23 protein-coding genes and 1 pseudogene are annotated in these 20,629 nt (G+C 34.2%); 21 read left to right on the top strand and 3 right to left on the bottom strand.

The window, feature by feature from the left end:
- Window positions 1–23: 23 nt before the first annotated feature.
- Both ACQVV1_RS13610 and hfq read left to right on the top strand, forming a co-directional pair.
- On the top strand, window positions 24–242 hold the full coding sequence (locus ACQVV1_RS13610; RefSeq protein WP_002096752.1) for an aspartyl-phosphate phosphatase Spo0E family protein: 219 nt from the start codon (window positions 24–26) through the stop codon (window positions 240–242).
- 55 nt (window positions 243–297) lie between these two features.
- Window positions 298–486, top strand: a complete 189-nt coding sequence (hfq, locus tag ACQVV1_RS13615) for an RNA chaperone Hfq (protein ID WP_000400657.1) — start codon at window positions 298–300, stop codon at window positions 484–486.
- Window positions 487–513: 27 nt separating this feature from the next.
- On the opposite strand, the gene ACQVV1_RS13620 is transcribed toward hfq, so the two are convergent.
- Entirely contained in the window at window positions 514–1,116 is a 603-nt protein-coding gene (locus tag ACQVV1_RS13620) for an HD domain-containing protein (protein WP_309259927.1), read from the bottom strand.
- Between the two features lie 172 nt (window positions 1,117–1,288).
- On the opposite strand from ACQVV1_RS13620, the gene ACQVV1_RS13625 reads away from it, so the two are divergent.
- From ACQVV1_RS13625 to ACQVV1_RS13655, 7 genes are all read left to right on the top strand, one after another.
- Window positions 1,289–2,122 carry a flagellar motor protein MotP gene (locus tag ACQVV1_RS13625; RefSeq protein WP_431168976.1) on the top strand — a complete coding sequence of 278 codons (834 nt, stop codon included), beginning with the start codon at window positions 1,289–1,291 and terminating at the stop codon, window positions 2,120–2,122.
- Window positions 2,123–2,144: 22 nt separating this feature from the next.
- Window positions 2,145–2,822 (top strand): OmpA family protein, encoded by a 678-nt coding sequence (locus ACQVV1_RS13630; RefSeq protein ID WP_431168977.1) that lies wholly within the window; start codon window positions 2,145–2,147, stop codon window positions 2,820–2,822.
- A 150-nt stretch (window positions 2,823–2,972) separates the two neighbouring features.
- The gene (locus ACQVV1_RS13635) at window positions 2,973–3,341 is read left to right on the top strand and encodes a response regulator (protein ID WP_000940570.1); all 369 of its coding nucleotides are present in this window, start codon (window positions 2,973–2,975) and stop codon (window positions 3,339–3,341) included.
- Window positions 3,342–3,470: 129 nt separating this feature from the next.
- The gene (locus tag ACQVV1_RS13640) at window positions 3,471–5,474 is read left to right on the top strand and encodes a chemotaxis protein CheW (RefSeq protein WP_431168978.1); all 2,004 of its coding nucleotides are present in this window, start codon (window positions 3,471–3,473) and stop codon (window positions 5,472–5,474) included.
- Between the two features lie 173 nt (window positions 5,475–5,647).
- A complete protein-coding gene (locus ACQVV1_RS13645; protein WP_431168979.1) occupies window positions 5,648–7,291 on the top strand; it encodes a flagellar motor switch protein in 1,644 nt (547 codons plus the stop codon).
- 29 nt (window positions 7,292–7,320) lie between these two features.
- On the top strand, window positions 7,321–8,682 hold the full coding sequence (locus tag ACQVV1_RS13650; protein ID WP_431168980.1) for a transglycosylase: 1,362 nt from the start codon (window positions 7,321–7,323) through the stop codon (window positions 8,680–8,682).
- A 27-nt stretch (window positions 8,683–8,709) separates the two neighbouring features.
- A complete protein-coding gene (locus ACQVV1_RS13655; RefSeq protein ID WP_242251272.1) occupies window positions 8,710–9,426 on the top strand; it encodes a hypothetical protein in 717 nt (238 codons plus the stop codon).
- 33 nt (window positions 9,427–9,459) lie between these two features.
- Here ACQVV1_RS13655 and cheR read toward each other — a convergent pair whose 3' ends face one another.
- Together cheR and ACQVV1_RS13665 are read right to left on the bottom strand one after the other, a co-directional pair.
- A complete protein-coding gene (gene cheR / locus ACQVV1_RS13660; protein WP_431168981.1) occupies window positions 9,460–10,242 on the bottom strand; it encodes a protein-glutamate O-methyltransferase CheR in 783 nt (260 codons plus the stop codon).
- Between the two features lie 39 nt (window positions 10,243–10,281).
- Window positions 10,282–10,779: a flagellar motor switch protein FliG gene (locus tag ACQVV1_RS13665; RefSeq protein WP_098201784.1), complete on the bottom strand. Its 498-nt coding sequence runs from the start codon at window positions 10,777–10,779 to the stop codon at window positions 10,282–10,284.
- 143 nt (window positions 10,780–10,922) lie between these two features.
- Here ACQVV1_RS13665 and ACQVV1_RS13670 point away from each other — a divergent pair, with 143 nt between their 5' ends.
- The 12 genes and pseudogenes from ACQVV1_RS13670 to ACQVV1_RS13725 all read left to right on the top strand — a co-directional run bounded on the left by ACQVV1_RS13670 (window position 10,923) and on the right by ACQVV1_RS13725 (window position 20,583).
- A complete protein-coding gene (locus ACQVV1_RS13670; protein WP_000946323.1) occupies window positions 10,923–11,387 on the top strand; it encodes a YaaR family protein in 465 nt (154 codons plus the stop codon).
- Window positions 11,388–11,403: 16 nt separating this feature from the next.
- Entirely contained in the window at window positions 11,404–11,856 is a 453-nt protein-coding gene (locus ACQVV1_RS13675; RefSeq protein ID WP_431168982.1) for a hypothetical protein, read from the top strand.
- 17 nt (window positions 11,857–11,873) lie between these two features.
- A complete protein-coding gene (flgK, locus tag ACQVV1_RS13680) occupies window positions 11,874–13,172 on the top strand; it encodes a flagellar hook-associated protein FlgK (protein ID WP_431168983.1) in 1,299 nt (432 codons plus the stop codon).
- A 41-nt stretch (window positions 13,173–13,213) separates the two neighbouring features.
- On the top strand, window positions 13,214–14,077 hold the full coding sequence (locus ACQVV1_RS13685) for a flagellar hook-associated protein 3 (RefSeq protein ID WP_001266426.1): 864 nt from the start codon (window positions 13,214–13,216) through the stop codon (window positions 14,075–14,077).
- 103 nt (window positions 14,078–14,180) lie between these two features.
- A pseudogene (locus tag ACQVV1_RS13690) lies at window positions 14,181–14,657 on the top strand (FliG C-terminal domain-containing protein); the annotation flags it as partial.
- On the top strand, window positions 14,644–15,333 hold the full coding sequence (locus ACQVV1_RS13695; protein WP_431168984.1) for a FliH/SctL family protein: 690 nt from the start codon (window positions 14,644–14,646) through the stop codon (window positions 15,331–15,333). The pseudogene ACQVV1_RS13690 and the gene ACQVV1_RS13695, both read left to right, overlap by 14 nt.
- Window positions 15,330–16,634, top strand: coding sequence for a flagellar protein export ATPase FliI (gene fliI / locus ACQVV1_RS13700; RefSeq protein WP_097949030.1), 1,305 nt, complete (start codon window positions 15,330–15,332; stop codon window positions 16,632–16,634). Before ACQVV1_RS13695 ends, fliI begins: the two co-directional genes overlap by 4 nt.
- 116 nt (window positions 16,635–16,750) lie before the next feature.
- Window positions 16,751–17,161 (top strand): cytoplasmic protein, encoded by a 411-nt coding sequence (locus tag ACQVV1_RS13705; RefSeq protein WP_070168636.1) that lies wholly within the window; start codon window positions 16,751–16,753, stop codon window positions 17,159–17,161.
- Window positions 17,162–17,171: 10 nt separating this feature from the next.
- Complete coding sequence (locus ACQVV1_RS13710; protein ID WP_309259935.1) at window positions 17,172–18,287, top strand: flagellar hook-length control protein FliK; 1,116 nt, start codon at window positions 17,172–17,174, stop codon at window positions 18,285–18,287.
- Window positions 18,288–18,290: 3 nt separating this feature from the next.
- Window positions 18,291–18,863: a flagellar hook assembly protein FlgD gene (locus ACQVV1_RS13715; RefSeq protein ID WP_001143481.1), complete on the top strand. Its 573-nt coding sequence runs from the start codon at window positions 18,291–18,293 to the stop codon at window positions 18,861–18,863.
- Between the two features lie 21 nt (window positions 18,864–18,884).
- Complete coding sequence (gene flgE, locus ACQVV1_RS13720) at window positions 18,885–20,198, top strand: flagellar hook protein FlgE (protein ID WP_147808374.1); 1,314 nt, start codon at window positions 18,885–18,887, stop codon at window positions 20,196–20,198.
- Window positions 20,199–20,247: 49 nt separating this feature from the next.
- The gene (locus ACQVV1_RS13725; RefSeq protein WP_000198173.1) at window positions 20,248–20,583 is read left to right on the top strand and encodes a DUF3964 family protein; all 336 of its coding nucleotides are present in this window, start codon (window positions 20,248–20,250) and stop codon (window positions 20,581–20,583) included.
- The last annotated feature ends 46 nt before the right edge of the window (window positions 20,584–20,629 follow it).

A 20,629-nucleotide genomic window follows, 5' to 3' on the forward strand; every position in this document is an offset into this window, starting at 1 on the left:
TTTATATTTTTTTATGAGAGGATTTGTACTATAATTTTACAAGTAATATTATGGGAAAAGGGAGTTTTAGTAAAGAGATGGAGATGGGAAAATTACATAATAAAATAGAAAACAAAAAGAAAGAGCTAATTCAACTTGTTGCTAGACACGGGTTGGATCATGATAAAGTTTTGTTATTTAGCCGAGATTTAGATATACTAATTAATAAGTTTATGAATGTAAAAGATAAAGTACATAAATAAATAATTTGTAGTTTTTTATATTAAGATATTTCATAAAAGAAGGAGAGAACAGTATTTGGAACATTTACAAGAAGAGCTGTATAAACAAATAAAAGAAGAAAAAGGTATTGTTACAATCTTTTTAAAGAGTGGCGTTAGAATAATAGGAGAAATTGTTGCGATAGACAAATTTACTGTTTTAATGTTAGTTGATGGAAAACAACAACTTATTTACAAGCAGGCTGTATCAACAATAATGAAATAAGACACTCATATTGAGTGTCTTATTTCATTATCTTTTGCAAGCTTCAACGTCAATGCCGGCAGCTAGTAATTTCTTTTCTCCATCTTGCTCGATGAGTTTTTGTAATTTAGATAGGAAAGAATCAAAGTTTGTATGCTTTGCTACTTGGAATGTCATTTTATGCTCAATTGGTAGCCACGTATCAATATCAGCTTCGTTATGCTGAATTTTCACCTCAAGTTTATCAAGTGCGTTAGCAACTTTTGCTTCGTACGTTTCTTTCGCTTCAAACTCCATCCATAAATCATATAATTCCTCACCGAGAGAACCTTGTAATGTGCGTTTAATATTTAAAATGGCTTCTTGCTCATTTATTTGTTTTTGTAATTGTAGTTCATGACTATTCATTGTATCAAAAGCAGGAATATCACCAGCTTCTGCCTCGACTAGGTCGTGAATAATAACCATTTTAAGTAATTTTTCAATATTTACTTTTTGATCTAAATAAGGCTCAACTAAAATGGCCATTAGAGACATGCGCCACGTATGTTCAGCAACACTTTCTTGACGGCCATTAGAAAGCCAGCTATGTCGCATTTCATACTTTAGTTTTTCTGCTAGTGCAATGACTTGTAAAATGTTATGTTCCATCGTGATCCTCCTCATATTTCTATACTGTAATTCTAATATGGAAATAAAATGTGTCAATTCTATGAGTATATTGCGATAAATAGATGATAAGCGTATAATACATATTATATGTGAAAACGCATTATTAAAATAAAAAAATGTTTTATAAAAATGAAAAGGGAAGGGCAGGAATATGGGAGACGAAAATCAAGGATTAGCTAGACCACAAAGAAGAAAAAGGAAGTTTGACATTTCTAGCCCAGTTGGCATTATAGTAGGTTTTGCTATAGTGATAGCGGCAATTATGATTGGTGGCGGTGGAATAAAAGCTTTTAAAAACTTTTTAGATGTTTCATCTATTTTAATTGTCATAGGGGGAACAACAGCGACAATTGTTGTGGCATATCGATTTGGAGAAATAAAAAAATACACGAAAAGTATTTTTACTGTTTTACATAGAAGAGAAGCAGATTTAGAACAGTTAACGGATTTGTTCGTTGATTTTTCGAAAAAGTCTAAAAAACATGGCCTGCTTTCTTTAGAAGTTGATGGAGAGCAAGTAGACAATCCTTTTATTCAAAAAGGAATTCGATTAATGTTAAGTGGTTACGATGAAGATGAATTAAAAGAAGTATTAATGAAAGATATTGAAACAGAAGTATATGAGTTAAGAAAAGGAGCAGTGTTATTAGATAAAATTGGCGATTTCGCTCCAGCTTGGGGCATGATAGGGACTTTAATCGGTCTTATCATTATGCTTCAAAACTTGCAAGATACATCGCAAATTGGTACAGGGATGGCAGTTGCCATGTTAACGACATTATATGGATCAGTACTTGCAAATATGATTGCAATCCCTCTTGCTGAAAAAGTGTATCGTGGTATTGAGGATTTATATACAGAGAAGAAGTTTGTTATTGAAGCAATTTCAGAATTGTATCGTGGACAAATTCCTTCTAAATTAAAGTTAAAACTGGATACATACGTATACGAAACAAAGATAAAAAAAGTAAAACGAGCAGCCTAATATTTCAAGGAGTGGTAAGGTGATGATAAAACGACCGCAAAGGGGATCGCCTCGTTGGATGACAACTTTTACAGATTTAACGATGTTATTATTAACTTTCTTTGTATTACTAGTTGCTACATCAAAGCAGGATGCAGTAAAATTGTCGAAGATGCTTGAAAAGTTTAGTGATGTGGAGCAAGTAGATGCAAAAGTAATGGAAAATACAATACCAGATATTTCACATGAAAAAAATGATGAAAAAATGGTCTCTAAAAAGAGAATGGACGAATTATATAAAAAGTTAAAAGCATATGTAGATAATAACGGTATTAGTCAAGTGAATGTATATCGAGAGGATACGGGAGTAAGCGTCGTTATAGTAGATAATTTAATATTTGATACGGGTGACGCGAACGTTAAACCAGAAGCGAAAGAGATAATAAGTCAATTAGTTGGGTTTTTCCAATCCGTACCAAATCCGATTGTTGTGGAAGGGCATACAGATAGTAGACCTATTCATAATGACAAATTCCCTTCTAACTGGGAGTTGTCTTCAGCAAGAGCAGCAAATATGATTCACCACTTAATCGAAGTGTATAATGTGGATGATAAAAGGCTAGCTGCGGTAGGATATGCAGACACAAAGCCAGTTGTACCAAATGATACACCGCAAAATTGGGAGAAAAACCGTCGCGTTGTCATTTACATAAAAGAATAGTATATTATCATTTTAATAATAAAATAATAAAAATACGAAAATTCTTTTTAAAAAATATTAAATTTTATCATTTTATTTTGTATAATGAGTGAGAATGATAAGATGAAATATTAAGATATACTTATACATAGAAGGAGAGAATTAAAAAGAATGGCACATAAAATTTTAGTTGTAGATGATGCGATGTTTATGCGAACGATGATTAAAAACTTATTAAAAAGTAATTCTGAATTTGAAATTATTGGTGAAGCAGAGAATGGAGTAGAAGCAATTCAGAAGTTTAAAGAACTTCAACCAGATATTGTAACATTAGATATTACTATGCCAGAAATGGACGGACTTGAAGCATTAAAAGAAATTATTAAAATTGATTCAAGTGCAAAAGTTGTTATTTGTTCTGCAATGGGACAACAAGGTATGGTATTAGATGCAATTAAGGGTGGAGCAAAAGACTTTATTGTAAAGCCATTCCAAGCGGATCGAGTAATTGAAGCTTTAACAAAAGTAGCAAACAGCTAATATAGAAGGGGTGCCACAAGGAATCTAAACATTGATAGCGGATATGCGTGTGGCCCCCTTTTTTCTTGTTTTAAAACACTAAATTGTTATACATAAATGAAATGTTTGTTAGACAGGTAGGGGATTAAAATGCAAACAGATCTATTAAATATATTTTTTGAGGAATCAGAAGAACATTTACAATCGCTAAATGAAAATGTGCTAACTTTAGAACAAAATCCTGCCGATATGGATGTTGTGGGAGAAATATTCCGTTCAGCCCATACATTTAAAGGTATGTCAGCGAGTATGGAATTTACGGAAATGGCGGATTTAACGCATAAAATGGAAAACGTTTTAGATGAAATTCGTCATGGGAATATAGTTGTACATGCGGAGATTATTGATGTGATTTTTGAGTGCATTGATAATTTAGAGAAGATGGTTGCAGATGTGCAACAAGGCGGAATGGGCAATATTGATGTGATTACAACTAAGCAGAAATTAGAAGCATTATTGAATGGCAATGTAGAAACTCCTGTGGAATATATTGAGCAAGAACTTATAAATAATGATGATGCAGTTTCACATGAAGTGCATATAACTGTTGAGCAACAAGCTATTTTAAAAGCAGTACGCGCAATTATGTGTATTGAAGCACTGCAAAATGTAGGTAATGTACAAAAAACAGTTCCAAGTATTGAAGAAATTGAAGCAGATGCTTTCGGGTTTGAGTTCACAGTATTTATGGATACTGATCAAAGTGAAGAAGAATTAAAACAAGTAGTGCTTCATGTTTCTGAAATTGAGAAAGTAGAAGTGAAGCAAGGGCATACATCAAAAGAAGTAGTTTCGGAAGAGTTGGCTACACAAGAAGTGGTACAAGAAGTTAAACAAGTGGCTACGCAGGTGGAATCAACTAAAGAAATATCGAAGAAACCTGCTAGTGCTACATCAGCTAAAAGCAATGCGAAGACGAAAAATGCTAAAGTGGAGAATCGTTCAATTCGTGTCCAATTAGAGAAAATCGAAAGATTAATGAATATGTTTGAAGAAAGTGTAATCGAACGTGGGCGCATTGATGAATTGGCACAAAGGATTCAAAATAAGGAGTTAATTGAGCATTTAAATCGATTAGGCGATATTTCAAAAGATATTCAAAATGTACTACTAAACATGCGTATGGTACCAATTGAAACGGTCTTCAATCGTTTCCCACGTATGGTACGTATGTTAGCGAAAGATTTAGGGAAAAAAATCGATTTACAAATTACAGGTGAAGATACTGAAGTTGATAAAATTGTTATTGATGAAATCGGTGATCCACTCGTTCATTTAATCCGTAATGCAATTGATCACGGTGTTGAGACTGTTGAACAACGTCGTGATGCAGGTAAAAATGAGACAGGTACGATTAAATTAGAAGCGTTCCATAGTGGAAATCATGTCGTAATTCAAATTACGGATGACGGAAACGGTATTCATAAAGGAAAAGTATTAGAAAAAGCGATTAAAAATGGTGTTGTAACAGAATCTGAGGCAAATAAATTAACGGACCGTGAAGTATTTGATTTAATCTTCCAACCAGGATTTAGTACAGCTGAAGTTGTATCAGATCTTTCTGGGCGTGGCGTTGGATTAGATGTAGTTAAACATACGATTCATAGTTTAGGTGGACATTTAATTATTGATTCTGAAGAAGGAAAAGGTAGTACATTTAGAATTGAACTGCCATTAACGTTGTCCATTATTCAATCTATGCTTGTTCAAACGAATGATAAACGTTATGCTTTCCCTCTTGGTAATATTGTTGAAGCAATTCGGATTAAGAGAGAAGACATCCAATCCTTACAAGGAAAAGATGTGTTAAATTACCGTAATCAAATTATTGAAGTGAAGCATTTAAGTACTGTATTTGGTGAGAAAACAGTAGATGAGGCGTTTGCGTCATATGATGGTCAAATGGTTCCTGTGTTAATTGTTCGTAATACACATCGCAGCTATGGACTTATTGTAAACACAATTATCGGTCAAAGAGAAATAGTCCTAAAGTCATTAGGTGACTTCTTTGCAGAGAGTTCTAATTATTTCTCTGGTGCGACAATTCTCGGTGATGGACGAGTGGTCCTCATTTTAAACCCAGAAGGTTTATAATAGGAATGAAGGAAAGCTCCCCACTTGTATACAATTGGGGAGCTTTTTGGTTAATCGTTACTAATTTGAAAATGGGAATAAATACATATTAACGTTTTATATAATAAGTTTGTTAAAATAAAATGAGAGTTTATATCATTTGATAGAAAAACAGAAATGAGGAGGCAGAGAAAATGCCTGAGCAACACACAAAAGGGGATACGAGCACAATTGTGCTAGAAAAAGAAAATGAGCATTTAACGCCTCAAGAATGCGATATTCTTGGCGAAATTGCAAATATATCATTTGGTTCAGCTTCGACTGTATTATCAACAATCTTAAATAGGCAAGTAAGCATTACTGCTCCTCGCATAGAATTGGTAGATTTATATGATTCAAGCGACGTCGAAGTTCCACACGTTGTATTAAACATTCATTTTACAAAAGGATTAGATATGGAAAACCTTCTTGTCCTTAAGCAAGATGTTGCATTATCCATTGCTGATTTAATGATGATGGGAACAGGTGAAGTGGAAGACGGAAAAGAACTTGGTGAATTAGAGCTAAGTGCTGTACAAGAAGCAATGAATCAAATGATGGGGTTCGCAGCTACATCTATGTCAGAATTCTTTCAAGATACAGTAGATATGTCTCCGCCGACAATTAAAGTTGTAAAGTTATCAGAAGAAATGGAGAAAATTTCTGAGATTGATGGGAATCAAACGATTGTTAAAGTATCGTTTGATTTAAAGATAGATAATCTTGTAAACTCTAAACTTGTGCAAATTGTTTCAGTTGAACATGCGAAACAAATGGTAAATAAATTAATGCAATTATCTGGTGGAGTAGAAGAAAAAGATGAGCCAGCAGAAGTAGTGGAAACTGAGATTGTAGAAGAACAAGTTGAAAAAGAGCATTTAACTCAAGAAGAGAAAGATGTCCTTGGTGAAATTGCAAATATTTCAATTGGTTCCGCTTCAACAGTATTGTCAACACTATTAAATCAGCCAGTTACAATTAGTACGCCCAATGTAGAATCAATCAATGTTCGTCATTATGACGGAGTACCAGTCCCGTTTGTTATTTTAAATGTTGATTTTGTTGAAGGACTAAAGAATGAGAATGTATTCGTATTTACGAAAGATGTCGCTTTAACAATGGTAGATTTAATGATGATGGGAACAGGGGAAGTTGATCCAGAGAAGGAGCTTAGTGAATTAGAACTGAGCGGTATTAAAGAAATCATGAACCAAATGATGGGACATGCTGCAACGGCGATGTCAGAAATGTTTCAAGAAAAAATGGACATGACACCACCAAATGTTAAATTCGTAACGTTAAAAGAAGAAATGGAATATTTGGGAGAGTCAATGAAAGTGGACGAACTCGTTCAAATTACGTTCAACCTTGAAATTGGCGACCTGCTTCAATCGAAAATGTATCAAATTTTACCGATTTCAGAAGCGAAAGAAATGGTAAGAAGACTTCTATATCCAATGGTGGAAGAGGAAGAAGAGATTGTTACGGAAGAAATTGAAGAAGAAAAAATTATAGAACCTGTTGTGCAACCTATTGAATTTAAAGAAGTAAAACAAATGGAACCAGTATATATGGACACATCCATCCTACAAAATGTAGAGATGAACGTGAAATTTGTATTTGGAAGCACAGTGAAAACAATTCAAGATATTTTAAGTTTACAAGAGAATGAAGCAGTTGTACTAGATGAGGATATTGACGAACCAATTCGTATTTATGTAAATGATGTATTAGTGGCGTATGGTGAACTTGTAAATGTAGATGGATTTTTCGGAGTAAAAGTGACGAAATCGCTATAAGTCGTTAAAATAGGAGTTTGAATTAGTAAATGAAAAACGTAAAGTTTTTTCTAATGAGCTGGTTATTCATACATATGTGTCTGTTCGTCCCTCTGCAAATTCAGGCGGAAGAACAAATTGAGCCAGCTCAAAAAATAAATGAAGTGAATATGCAAGAAGAAAACAAAGAAGTGCAAGAGCGGCCAGAGCAAGTGGAAGTGAATCAAGGTAAAGAGGAACAACAAGAAGTAGCAAATGAACAAGAGGTCGAAAAAAAGATAGAGACGGATCAAGGGGTTATTACAGTAAATAAGCCGGAATTAAAAGTTGGCGAAGAAGTGCTGGTTATTGTAGAGCCGAAAGAGCAAAATGTTCAAAGTATAAAAGGTATTTTGCGCTTGCCAAAAAACGGCGATCAGTATGAACAAGAAAGAATGCTAGCGTTTAAGTATGAAGAGGAAACAAAGCGATGGATTGCTAACTACAAGGTCGAAACTTTTGATTTGCAAGGTGATTGGAACTTGCAGATCATTCAAAGCTATAAAGAAAATGAGAAAGAAGAACTCACTGAAAATGAAGTGAAAGTCCCGCTTATTCGTATAAATAATGAAACACCAACTATAGATAAAGAATTGCCGAAGTTACATAAAGTTACTATTGAGGAAGCGAAAGAGAAGGTAATTGAACGGAAACAAGGTGATTCTATACGTGTGCGAGTGAAGGCGGCAGACAAAGAAACAGTTGTGAAAGAGGTCCGCGTGACATTAAAGGGGAAAGAAAATAAAGAGACTACATTTTTATTAGATTACAATAAGCGCGATATGGATTGGCAAAAGGTATTTGAAATAACGGATGCGTTGCCAATTGGCTCATACGAATTACTTGTAGAGATAGTGGATGCGGCCGGCAATAAACTGGTTGAGGAAAGTGAGTATATCGTTTCTGTTTTGGAGCAAAAAACAGAAGATGATAAAAAGATAGAAGAACGAGAGAATGAAGATAAATTAGAGGATAAGAAAGAAACGGATGAGAAAGAAACTGAGAAGCAGGAAGACTCGAAAGTAGAAATCCCGCTTCTGGAAGAAAAACCGCCAGTTGTTCAAATTCCAAAAAAAGAAGAGAAAGTAAATGATCTTATAAAAGAACCATTGATAGAGAAAGATAAAATTACTTATTTTATAAAAGAGCCTCTCACAGAAAACAAGGAAGTAAATAAAGCGAAGGCTCAAAAAGATAAAGATAATAAAAATAACAATCAAGTCGTTTCTAAAAAGAAAGAAAAAAAAGAAGAGCCAGAAGAGAAGAAGGAAGCAAAAAGTGAACAGGGAATAGAAGCTTCTAATGTATTTACTATCATGTCAGGTTTATTCGTACTATTTTTAGTTTTAAAGAGTAATAAAGAATGGGGCTAAGTATTTCATAGTAGTGGAGGCGCTTAAATGGAAATTAAACGTACGACAATTGAAGATAAGACGCTACAACCATTAAAACAGCCTGCAGCTATTTCGGAACATGAAATTCAGAAAGAACGAAAGCGTAGTAATTTAGTGTTTACTGGACAGTCTAAAATTATTACGAAAAATAATGAAATAGGTATTTTGCTTGCAAGTTTAGGTGATGGAAAGGTTATGAAGGAAATGCTTTCTAAAGAGATGGATACAGTATTGCAACTCTTTAAAAAGTTACATACGTTATCTGGAGAAGGAAAGCAAACAGATAAAATATTTGAACAAGTAATGAGAAGCTTGCAAGGACTTGTTAAGCAAGCGCATATAAAAGAACTTCCTTTGTTAGATGGAACGTATGATTTCGCAGAAGTACAACTATCATTTGGTAGAAAGGTACATATTCCGTTATTAGATGTAAGTGCACTTATTTCTAGAGTAGAAAGTGATTCGTCAGAAGGAAATATAAATTTAATGGTAACGGTTATTACTGCTTATATAACGAAATTGTCTAACGAAACCATTTTAATTAGCGTTACAGATCGCACTGCTAAAGAGCGGGATGTAAGCGTATGGAGAGCACTTGCAGAAATGAATATGACACAATTATCACAGGCTTTGAAACATACGATGCAAGAACATAAATGGTCTATGACGTTTCTTTTTCTCTTTGCATGGATTGTTGCTATTATTTTAATTCGAGTTATATAAAAAGGTCGTCACTTTACATTGTGACGACCTCTTTTATATTTTTTCGTAAAAGAATGTATCAAATCGCTGAAGATTATAACGTTCAGGTGTTAAAATTTGTTCAGTACTACCAACAAATAATACGCCGCCTTTTCGTAAAGCGCGACTAAATTTTTCATAAAGTTTTACCCTTGCTTCTTCAGTAAAGTAAATCATTACATTACGACAAATGATTAAGTCATAATTTGTATCAAACGACTGCATTAAAAGATCGTGCTGTTTGAACGTCACGTTTTGTTTAATGTTTTGATGTAATGAATATATTTCATTCTCTTTTGTGAAATGACGCTCTTTCAAATCGATAGGTAATTCTTTTAAAGAACGTTCTGTATATTGACCGCGTTTTGCAGTTTCTAAAATGTGAAAATCAAGGTCTGTTGCCTGGATTTCAAAACGAAATGGAGATAAATGTTTCGATAAGATTAAAGAGAGTGTATATGGTTCCTCACCAGCAGCGCAAGCGGCACTCCATACTTTTAATTTTCCGTTATTTTGTTCGAGTAATTTTGGTAGTGCTTTCGTTTCTAACGTTTGCCAACGTTCTTTATTTCTAAAAAACTCCGAAACGTTAATTGTAATATAGTCGATAAAACTTAAAAATAAATTTTGATCGGTACGTAAATTATTTAAAAAACTAGTGTAGTTCACAAAGCCCTTTCTCGAAATAAAAGCATCGATCCTACGACGCATTCTATCTTGTTTATATGAAGCGATATCCATATTGAATTGTTGTTTAAAACTCGCGATAAAATGATCATAATCTTGTTCAATTATCATATTTATAATAGGCACAATAACGATATTGTGCCTCCCCCTTTACATCATACGGATTTTTTGTTCAAAGTTTTTTTTCATCTGTTTTTCATGTAAACCTGGTAAATCATAAATAACAGCATCAATTCCTGCATCTTTTGCAATGTCAACGGGAATGACAGATGTATGCTTGTCCCCATTATAAAAACAGAGAACTAAATCGGTATCTTCGATTATTTGTTTTACAAAAAACATATAATCTGATCGGTAAATGGAGTCGGAAGGATGATCAAAAGCGACATACTCGGCTCCGTGTCTTTTTAAGTAATCAACGACCTCTTGAAATTCATCTGTTAATACTTGTAACGGCTGTAGCGTGTAAAGGCATAAATTTTGAGCGAGCCTTTCGTTTTCAATGAAAAAACGAAGAATCTCATTTTCAATAGATTTATAACATAATATGTAAATTTTATGTTTGTGAGCATAGTCAGTTAAAAATTTTTTTATTTCTTCCTGATCTAATGCTGTTAATTGATTTGAACCACAAAGAAAAATATTCATAGATTTGTGCCACCTCATGCTAAATTGTAACATATCTTTTATAAAAAATAACTGCAAAATATTAGTGTTCAGAGTATAATTATAAATAACTGGATTTTACGATTAAGTTTAGGAAGAAATAAAAAAATAAATAGGTGATATATATGCTGCGTTCGATCTCGCATAATCCAATTTTATCGCATATACCGCCTGCTACTCAAATGCCGAAAGAAGCAAATGTCAGGACAGGACTTGCATTTTCGGATAATTTGCATGCAGATCCGAAAAAAGATAAATTGCTAGAACAAATGGAAGCATTTGTCGATAACATTGGAGAAATTAAAGAGAAAATTGAAATGGAATTAACGCTTGATAATGTAATGGAATACAAAAATACAGTAAAATCATTTTTGAATTTTTACGTAGATAATGTATTGCAATATAAAGATGTTATGTCTCGTCATCCGCGTTACGGATATTCACAGAAAATGACGATTGTGAAACAGGCGGAAATGGGATTAAATGAGTTAGAAGATGTTATGAATTTAATTAATACGAAAACGGGACATTTAGAAATGTTAAATCAGATTGGAGAAATCCACGGTTTAATTGTAAATTTAGTCTTGTAAAAGGGAAGGAAGCTATATGTACATACAATTATATGAAAAGCTCGTTATTATTCAAAAAGCATATGAAAATATTCAAACGCTCGGTGAACAAATATATGAGAATTTGAAGCATAAAAATGTAAATGCAGTTCAAAAGTTACAAGTAGAGCAATTGCAGTATATTGATGGTTTAAAAAAGTTATCAAGTTCATTTGAAGAAATGGTTGTTCAGTTTTGTAAAGAACAGGGCGTGGAATCATTTCGCGTAAGTGCGTTATTTTCGTATTTTTCTCATGAAGAAATTGGAAAAATGGAAGAATTACAAAAAAATGTAGCTGAATTAGAAGAGAATGTAAAAATGATTCTTTTGAAAAATCAATATTACTTAAACGTACTATTAAAAACTACAGAAAGTATTGTGGATTCCGTTTCTGAATATAATTTAGAGCGAAACAATAATTCACAAATCTTTATGAACGAACTATTGTAAAGGGGAAGTGAAACATAATGAGACTATCTGATTATAATACGCCGCTATCGGGTTTGTTAGCGGCACAAATGGGATTACAAACGACGAAACAAAATTTATCTAACATTCATACGCCTGGTTATGTGCGTCAAATGGTGAATTACGGATCGGCTGGAGCAAGTCATGGCTATTCACCGGAACAAAAAATAGGTTACGGTGTACAAACGTTAGGTGTTGACCGTATTACAGATGAAGTGAAGACGAAACAGTTTAACGATCAATTATCCCAACTCTCATACTATAACTACATGAATTCGACTTTATCACGTGTAGAATCTATGGTTGGAACGACAGGAAAGAATTCATTATCTAGTTTAATGGATGGCTTCTTTAATGCCTTTCGTGAAGTTGCAAAAAATCCAGAACAACCAAATTACTATGATACATTAATTTCTGAAACTGGGAAGTTTACAAGTCAAGTAAATCGTCTAGCGAAAGGCTTAGATACAGCAGAAGCACAAACGACAGAAGATATTGAAGCGCATGTCAATGAATTTAATCGTCTTGCTGGTAGTTTAGCGGAAGCGAATAAAAAAATTGGACAAGCAGGTACACAAGTGCCGAATCAACTTTTAGATGAACGTGATCGTATCATTACAGAAATGTCTAAGTATGCAAATATAGAAGTGTCTTATGAATCTATGAATCCTAATATCGCGAGTGTTAGAATGAATGGTGTTTTAACAGTAAATGGACAAGATACATATCCACTTCAATTAAATAAAGAAAAAGAACCAATGACTGCTGAAATTTACGGTTCGGAAATTCCTTTAACTAGTGGAGCAATCCAATCAGCGATCGATACAAAAGCGAAGATTGCTAGTTATAAGAAAAACCTTGAAGAACTAATGAGTTCTGTAAAGAATGAAGTGAACACAGTAATGGGGAAAGATTTCTTCGTTGGAGATCAAGCGAAAGATATGAAATTAAACCCTGAATTTGCAAAAGATGTTTCGAAAATGAAAATATCAGCTGAAACAGCAAATAAACTAGCAGCAATTACAGATGGGAATTATAAAGAAGGTCTTTCTTATAAACAAGCATTAGACCAATTCGTAGTTGGTGTTGCATCTGATAAAAGTGCAGTGAATGCTTATCAAAAAATTCATGGAGATTTATTAGAGGGGATTCAGCAAGAAAAGATGGGTGTTGAAGGCGTTAATATGGAAGAGGAAATGGTTAATTTAATGGCCTTCCAAAAATATTTCGTTGCAAACTCTAAAGCTATTACTACGATGAATGAAGTGTTTGATAGTTTATTTTCGATTATTCGATAAGTGATAGTAATTGATTGGAAATATATAAGGAGGAGATAGAAATGAGAGTATCTACATTTCAAAATGCAAGCTGGGCAAAGAATCAGTTAATGGATTTGAATGTGCAACAACAATACCACCGAAATCAAGTAACTTCAGGGAAGAAAAACCTTTTTATGAGTGAAGATCCACTTGCAGCAAGTAAGTCATTTGCGATTCAGCATTCATTGGCGAATATTGAACAAATGCAAAAAGATTTAGCGGATTCGAAAAATGTATTAACACAAACTGAAAATACTTTACAAGGTGTTTTTAAATCTTTAACAAGAGCAGATCAATTAACAGTACAAGCGTTAAATGGAACGAATAGTGAAAAAGAATTAAAGGCCATCGGTGCAGAGATTGATCAAATTTTAAAACAAGTTGTATATTTAGCGAATACGAAAGAGCAAGGTCGTTATATTTTCGGTGGTGATAGTGCAGAGAAGCCACCATTTACAGAAGATGGTACGTATCAAGGTGGACAAAATGATGTGAACTGGCAACTCAATGACGGTTATGAATTAAAAGCATTTCGTAACGGCGAAGCATTATTATCCCCTGTTATAAAAACGTTAAAACAGATGAGTGAAGCGATGCAAAAGGGTGACCAAAAAGCATTACAGCCGTTATTAGGAGAAAATAAGAAAAACTTAGATGGCATCATTAATCGCACAACTGAAGTTGGTTCGACAATGAACACAATGGAGACGTTTAAAACAATTTTAAGTGAACAAAATCTAGCACTTCAAGAAAATCGTAAAGAAATTGAAGATGTTGATTTAGCGGTAGCGATTTCTGACTTAGCGTATATTAATGCGACGTATGAAGCTACGCTTAAAGCGGTTAGTACGATGAGTAAAACGAGTATTTTAGACTACATGTAAAGAATAAGGAGTGAGAAATATGGCAGGAACGATAACAGGTATTGGCGGTAGACAACAGATTTGGAATCTCGGAAATAATATGATCGATACTTCTAACTTTGTTGAATTATTAAAATCAAAATTAAATAATATGGCATTTAATGCAATTAATAAAACAGATGGCTTGAAAACAATAGTAAACATTTTAAATAATGTTTCACGAGGTGTTGAAAAAACAGTCTTTCAAAAGCTGGATGAAATGGATTATGAGCTATCTGAGAAAATTAAAGAAAACATGTTTGTATTTGAAGACTTACTCGGACTTGAAGCTCTTGCACTTCGTCGTGTATTAGAAGAAATTACAGATAACGGTGTTATTGCGAAAGCACTTAAAATTGCAAAAGAAGAAATTAAAGAGAAATTATTTACATGTATGTCTTCAAACCGTAAAGAGATGATTCTAGAAGAATTAGATGGTTTAGGACCGCTTAAGATGACGGATGCTGAAAAGGCACAGCAAACGATTACAGGTACAGTGAAAAAGCTAGAGAAAGAAGGAAGAATTATCGTTCAAAGAGGTGAAGATGATGTCCTTATTTAAAAACAGAATTCCGAAGAATTCTGTTTCTTTTTCTGAAGAAACGTATGAATTACAATTCCCAAAGCCAGCCGCAGTTCATATAAAAGAGGAAGAATTACAAGTTGATCATGCAGAACTTCGCGCGCAACAAGAATCGTTACATATGGAAATGAATCAACTAAGGAAAGAACAGCAAACGCTAGAAAGAGAGCGTCAACAGCTATTGCAAGATAAAGAGAAATTTCAAATGCATATTCATGAACAAATGGAACAGATGGAAGCAGCACGTATGCAGTTTCAAAAAGAACAACAAGAAACAGCATATGAATGGACAGAGTTATTATGGAATCAATCTTTCCATCTAGCGGAAAAAATTGTAAATCAAGCGGTAGATTCACGATTGCTTGATGTGTTACCCATTTTAACTGGTATCGTTCAAACGTTGCCTACTTCGTTTGAAAAGTTAGTCATTACCGTACATCCCGAAACATTTGAACGTATTCAAGAAGAGAAGGAAAATACGAAAGAATATTGGTTGCTACAATTAGTAGAATGGAAATATGATTTCTCCTTACAGTTTGGTGAATTTGTTCTAGAAGAAGAGAAAGAGTTCTTTGAATTTAAATTTGCACCCGTATTCGCGAAACTTCGCCAGAAATGGGAAGAAGAGAAGTTGTTTGAGGGGCAAAATGTATGAATCGACTGTTAATGAATGAAAACCAAAAGTGGAATACATTTATTGAAACACCGTTTTATACGAAAGTCGGTAAAGTTCATAGTGTGCAAGAGCAGTTTTTCGTAGCGAAAGGACCAAAGGCGAAAATCGGTGATGTTTGCCTCGTTGGAGAACATAGCGTCTTATGTGAAGTAATTGCAATTGAAAAAGAAAACAATATGTTACTCCCATTTGAACAGACAGAAAAAGTATGTTACGGAGATTCAGTTACATTAATTGCAGAAGATGTTGTTATACCTCGTGGTAATCATTTGCTCGGAAAAGTGTTAAGCGCAAATGGTGAAGTGTTAAATGAGAACGCTGAAAACATGCCATTGCAAAAAATAAAGTTAGATGCTCCGCCTATTCATGCATTTGAACGTGAAGAGATTACTGACGTATTTGAAACGGGAATTAAATCTATTGATTCTATGCTAACAATTGGTATCGGTCAAAAGATTGGTATTTTTGCTGGATCAGGTGTTGGTAAATCTACTTTACTCGGAATGATTGCTAAAAATGCAAAAGCTGATATAAACGTTATTAGTTTAGTGGGAGAGCGTGGCCGAGAAGTAAAGGACTTTATTCGAAAAGAATTGGGCGAGGAAGGCATGAAGAAAAGCGTCGTTGTTGTAGCGACGTCAGATGAAAGTCATCTTATGCAACTTCGTGCAGCTAAGCTTGCAACATCTATTGCTGAATATTTCCGAGACCAAGGCAATAACGTACTACTTATGATGGACTCTGTTACTCGTTTTGCTGATGCACGTAGAAGTGTTGATATTGCAGTTAAAGAGTTGCCGATCGGTGGTAAAACACTCTTAATGGAAAGTTATATGAAGAAGCTGTTAGAGCGCTCCGGGAAAACGCAAAAGGGATCTATAACAGGTATCTATACCGTACTCGTTGATGGAGACGATTTAAACGGCCCTGTACCAGATTTAGCACGTGGTATTTTAGATGGACATATTGTATTAAAACGTGAACTTGCAACGCTCAGTCATTACCCTGCCATTTCAGTGTTAGATTCAGTAAGTAGGATTATGGAAGAAATCGTGTCATCTAACCATTGGCAACTTGCAAATGAAATGAGAAAAATCTTATCTGTTTATAAAGAAAATGAATTGTATTTTAAATTAGGGACGATTCAAGAAAATGCAGAAAATGCTTATATTTTTGAATGTAAAAACAAAGTAGAAGGTATAAATACGTTTTTAAAACAAGGTCGATCTGATAGTTTCCAATTTGATGATATTGTTGAAGCAATGCACCATATCGTATAAGACCTCTGCCCAAGAGGTCTTATTTTTTTGTTTTTTAATATTTCACAGATTTTTTTGGAAAAAAACTATATAATAGAAAAAGAGAGCGTTATAATAGGAAGGGGCTATTAAAACAGGTGGATAAGCAGCAGTACGACACGATAAAATTGCAAATAAATCAAGAAAAAGAACAGATTTTGAAAGAAGTGTATGAATTAACAGCTGAAAAAAGAAAAATAGAACAAAAAAAAGAATATGATTTATATGTAGTAAAATCGCGTAGTAAAGTCGTACAAACTGGGCAACGTATAATGGCAGGTATGCTTTCCTCACATACGTTTTCACCTGAAAGAATAGAAGAATGGAATCGGAAAATTAAAAAAACGGAAGATTTTATTCAAAAAAATGAAAGCCTTTTAGAACAAGTAAAAGAAAAAGAACGTGTCATTGATGAGATGTATCAAGAAGGTTGTAGAAAGCTTGCTAAAGTACGAGAAAAGCAGGAAGAAAAAATGCTTCTTGATTTGAAAATGTGTATGAATGGATGAGGTGAATATAGTGATACAGTCTGTATTACCGGTGCAACAAAGTTTACCTCCGCAAAAAGAAAAAGGGCTAGAAGTACAATCAAAAAGTGAAGATTCTTCATTCGATCGTACGATGAGAATGGAAAATAAAAAGCAGCCGAAAACGGAGAAAATGAAACAAGAAGAAGCACCAAAAGAAGAAAAAAAAGAATATATTCTTTCTAAACAATCAGTAACGAAAGAAGAGCCAATTGTAAAGAAAGAAGAAAAAAAAGAGACAGAACAGTTGTTATTAGCTGTATCTGAGCAAATGGTTGCAATTGAACAATTACGTGTGCAGCCAGAATTGTTATATCAATACATACAAAAAATACAAGAGCTGTATAAAGAATATGGAAATATAAAACTTAACGAATTACCTGCAGCTGAATTACAACAGTTACAAGAGCTCCTTTCAAATATGAATATCAAAAATGCTATATGTTTAGAAGATACAATGCAAATGGTGTTAGATAAAGTGACGATGCCAGAGCAAACGATGCAAGTATTGAAAGTGGTAGAAACAGAAACTTGTAATATTGCAAAGAAACAAGAAGAGTCCAAAGAATTAGATGGAGATCTTCCGAAAGCTGAGGGCGATGATGTAAAGGTAGAGTTGCCAGAAGGTGATGTATTCAACGATGCAAGTTCTGCGGGTGCGGAGTTATTAAATAAAGCAACGAGTACCGAGCAAGTAGGAAAATCCAATAGTGGCGCTGAGAAAGTTTCATTGCCTGACTTAGGAAAGAAAATGGAAGCACAAGTAGAAGCACTGCAAAAGTTTGTAGTGAAACAAGAGCGTGTTTTGTTCCAGTTAAATCCAGAAAAACTTGGTACATTAACAGTGTTTATGAAAAAACATGGAGATCAAATTGATGTTCATGTGGAAATGGAAAAACACGATGCGAAAAAACGTGTTGAAATCATTTTCGATGAATTGAGACTGAAGTTAAAAGAAAAAGAAATCAATATTCAAATTAGCTATTCAGATAAAGATGAAAATCGAAAAGAACAACGAGAACAAGAGCAAAGACAAAAACAAAAATTAGCAAGTACGAAACATGAAAAACAACATGCAAAAGAATTTGCGGGATTATTGGAGGAATAAAGTGTGCCAACAGTTGGATTAAATACAACGAGTACAAATCATATTCCGTTACAAGCAGGAGCACAAACAAAAAACGCATCTGTTACTGGTGCACAGTCGACAGCTCAACAAGCAAACGGAGTATCAGCAAGTACTCAAAAAACACCCGGTATTATGGATAAAGATGATTTCCTGAAACTTTTCTTAGCAAGCTTTCAACATCAAGACCCGTTTAATGCGATGGATATGAACCAAATGATGAACCAAACAGCACAGCTATCGCTTATGGAGCAAGTACAGAATATGACGAAAGCAGTAGATAAACTGCAATCAACGATGTATTCGACGGCTCTTGATGGAGGGATGAAGTTTTTAGGAAAGTACGTTAGAGGTGTTAGCAATAATGGAAAGCAAGTGACTGGTCAAGTGGAAACAGTTCGACTTGCTGAAAATAACGATGTGCAACTTATTGTTGATAATCAAGTTGTCTCACTTCGTTTCATAGAAAGGGTTTCTGATAAACCGATAACAGAAACTAATCCGGAAGATGAGAAGAAAGATGATATAGAAAAAAATGAAGAGGTTAAGCCAGATTAATAAAAGGAGTGTACAAAGTTTATGATTAAAGCGTTATATACAAGTATTACAGGGATGAATGCAGCACAAAATGCATTAAGTGTTACTTCAAATAATATTGCAAATGCACAAACAGTTGGATATAAAAAGCAAAAGGCTATTTTTGATGATTTGCTATATAATAATACGGTTGGTTCACGTGGTGATGGTGCCTATGCTGGTACGAATCCAAAGAGTATTGGTAACGGTGTAAAGTTCAGTGGGACATCTACAGATTTTAGTGATGGTTCTATTACTTTAACTAGTGATAAGATGGAGACAGCGATAGAAGGAAACGGTTTGTTTTTAGTTGGTGATCGTAATGCTGGAAATGTAGAGTATACGAGAAAAGGCTCTTTTAGTGTATCGAAAGATAGCTATGTTACAAATACAGGTGGACAGTATGTACTGGGTTATGGTGTAAAAACAGGAACACAAGAAGTAGATTTTTCTTCACGACCAAGCCCAATTCATATTCCAATGGGATCAGCTGTTGGTGGGATTCAAACAGATAAAGCGACAATAGGCGGAAACCTTCCTAGAAACCAAAATGCATTATCTCACGAATTCACAGTTTTTGATGCGGAAGGGAACTCGTTAACGTTGCGTGTAAATATTAAACAAAAGACTACAAAAGAGACTGTAGATGGTAAAGAAGTTGAAAAGCCAGTGCCAGGCGAATATACATATACAGTTTCTGTAAGGAATGATTCTAAAAACGAAAAAGAATTTAAGCCTGTCGAAGGTATGACGGGCGAAAAAAATCTTAAATTTGATACATTAGGAAATTTAAAGGAGACAGATGAGGCTGTACAAAAAGATCCAGTAACTGGTGAAATTACTAAAGGTGGATCTGTTCAAATTCCTTTTGGTGGTGGTTTAACACTTGATTTAAGCGGATTAACAAATTATCCGACAGGGAAAACTATTTCTACCACAGAAGTAACGGGGCGCCCAGCTGCAATTGCAAATGACTATTCTATTTCAGACGGTGGTTTCGTTATGATGAAATATTCGGATGGTAGTATGAAAGTTGTAGGACAACTAGCTGTAGCTACATTCCCGAATTCAGGTGGATTAATGAAAACTGGGAATGGAAATTATGTTGCGACACCATCAGCGGGTATTCCAGGGGTAGGTGTTGCTGGTGAGAATGGTGCAGGGAATGTACGAGGGTCAGCAAAAGAAAGTTCAAACGTAGATTTATCTGTAGAATTCGTTGATTTAATGCTTTATCAACGCGGCTTCCAAGGAAATGCGAAAGTAATTAAAGTGTCAGATGAAGTATTAAATGAAGTTGTAAACTTAATTCGATAATATATAATAAAGAAAATTTGTAATGTAGTAGAAAGGGTTTTCTATTCGTATGACAAGACAAGAACGAATTTTACAATTGCCTTTTTTCGAAAATAAACGTGAACTTGCAGAGCAAGTGTTAAAAATGGAACGAGAAGAGCATATATATTTACCGGATCAATTTGAAATTAAGCAAGTACCTGCATATTCATTTGGTGAAAAGCAATCGATCATTGGCCGTATTCATGAATTTTATTTCGTAAGTGTTGGTAGCGAAGGAGAATGGAAGTATCAACTGTTTAAGGACGAGATGAAATGCCGTGAGTTTTTTATTACACTATCAGGGATAACGGATCAGCAGATTGCATTTTGGTTCAATAACATCGAGTTATTGAAAAGCTCTTAAAAAGCTTTTAAAAGCCTTTTCTAGGTTTTGAGAGAGGATCTGGCGG

Origin of the sequence: Bacillus basilensis, assembly GCF_050630465.1 — a bacterium.
Taxonomy (GTDB): Bacteria; Bacillota; Bacilli; order Bacillales; family Bacillaceae_G; genus Bacillus_A; species Bacillus_A basilensis.

What these genes read in the sequence shown, in the direction of transcription:
- ACQVV1_RS13620 (WP_309259927.1), bottom strand. Translation starts at nt 1,116, where the DNA reads ATGGAACATAACATTTTACAAGTCATTGCACTAGCAGAAAAACTAAAG.
- ACQVV1_RS13625 (WP_431168976.1), top strand. Translation starts at nt 1,289, where the DNA reads ATGGGAGACGAAAATCAAGGATTAGCTAGACCACAAAGAAGAAAAAGG.
- ACQVV1_RS13630 (WP_431168977.1), top strand. Translation starts at nt 2,145, where the DNA reads ATGATAAAACGACCGCAAAGGGGATCGCCTCGTTGGATGACAACTTTT.
- ACQVV1_RS13635 (WP_000940570.1), top strand. Translation starts at nt 2,973, where the DNA reads ATGGCACATAAAATTTTAGTTGTAGATGATGCGATGTTTATGCGAACG.
- ACQVV1_RS13640 (WP_431168978.1), top strand. Translation starts at nt 3,471, where the DNA reads ATGCAAACAGATCTATTAAATATATTTTTTGAGGAATCAGAAGAACAT.
- ACQVV1_RS13645 (WP_431168979.1), top strand. Translation starts at nt 5,648, where the DNA reads ATGCCTGAGCAACACACAAAAGGGGATACGAGCACAATTGTGCTAGAA.
- ACQVV1_RS13650 (WP_431168980.1), top strand. Translation starts at nt 7,321, where the DNA reads ATGAAAAACGTAAAGTTTTTTCTAATGAGCTGGTTATTCATACATATG.
- ACQVV1_RS13655 (WP_242251272.1), top strand. Translation starts at nt 8,710, where the DNA reads ATGGAAATTAAACGTACGACAATTGAAGATAAGACGCTACAACCATTA.
- cheR (WP_431168981.1), bottom strand. Translation starts at nt 10,242, where the DNA reads ATGATAATTGAACAAGATTATGATCATTTTATCGCGAGTTTTAAACAA.
- ACQVV1_RS13665 (WP_098201784.1), bottom strand. Translation starts at nt 10,779, where the DNA reads ATGAATATTTTTCTTTGTGGTTCAAATCAATTAACAGCATTAGATCAG.
- ACQVV1_RS13670 (WP_000946323.1), top strand. Translation starts at nt 10,923, where the DNA reads ATGCTGCGTTCGATCTCGCATAATCCAATTTTATCGCATATACCGCCT.
- ACQVV1_RS13675 (WP_431168982.1), top strand. Translation starts at nt 11,404, where the DNA reads ATGTACATACAATTATATGAAAAGCTCGTTATTATTCAAAAAGCATAT.
- flgK (WP_431168983.1), top strand. Translation starts at nt 11,874, where the DNA reads ATGAGACTATCTGATTATAATACGCCGCTATCGGGTTTGTTAGCGGCA.
- ACQVV1_RS13685 (WP_001266426.1), top strand. Translation starts at nt 13,214, where the DNA reads ATGAGAGTATCTACATTTCAAAATGCAAGCTGGGCAAAGAATCAGTTA.
- ACQVV1_RS13695 (WP_431168984.1), top strand. Translation starts at nt 14,644, where the DNA reads ATGTCCTTATTTAAAAACAGAATTCCGAAGAATTCTGTTTCTTTTTCT.
- fliI (WP_097949030.1), top strand. Translation starts at nt 15,330, where the DNA reads ATGAATCGACTGTTAATGAATGAAAACCAAAAGTGGAATACATTTATT.
- flgE (WP_147808374.1), top strand. Translation starts at nt 18,885, where the DNA reads ATGATTAAAGCGTTATATACAAGTATTACAGGGATGAATGCAGCACAA.
- ACQVV1_RS13725 (WP_000198173.1), top strand. Translation starts at nt 20,248, where the DNA reads ATGACAAGACAAGAACGAATTTTACAATTGCCTTTTTTCGAAAATAAA.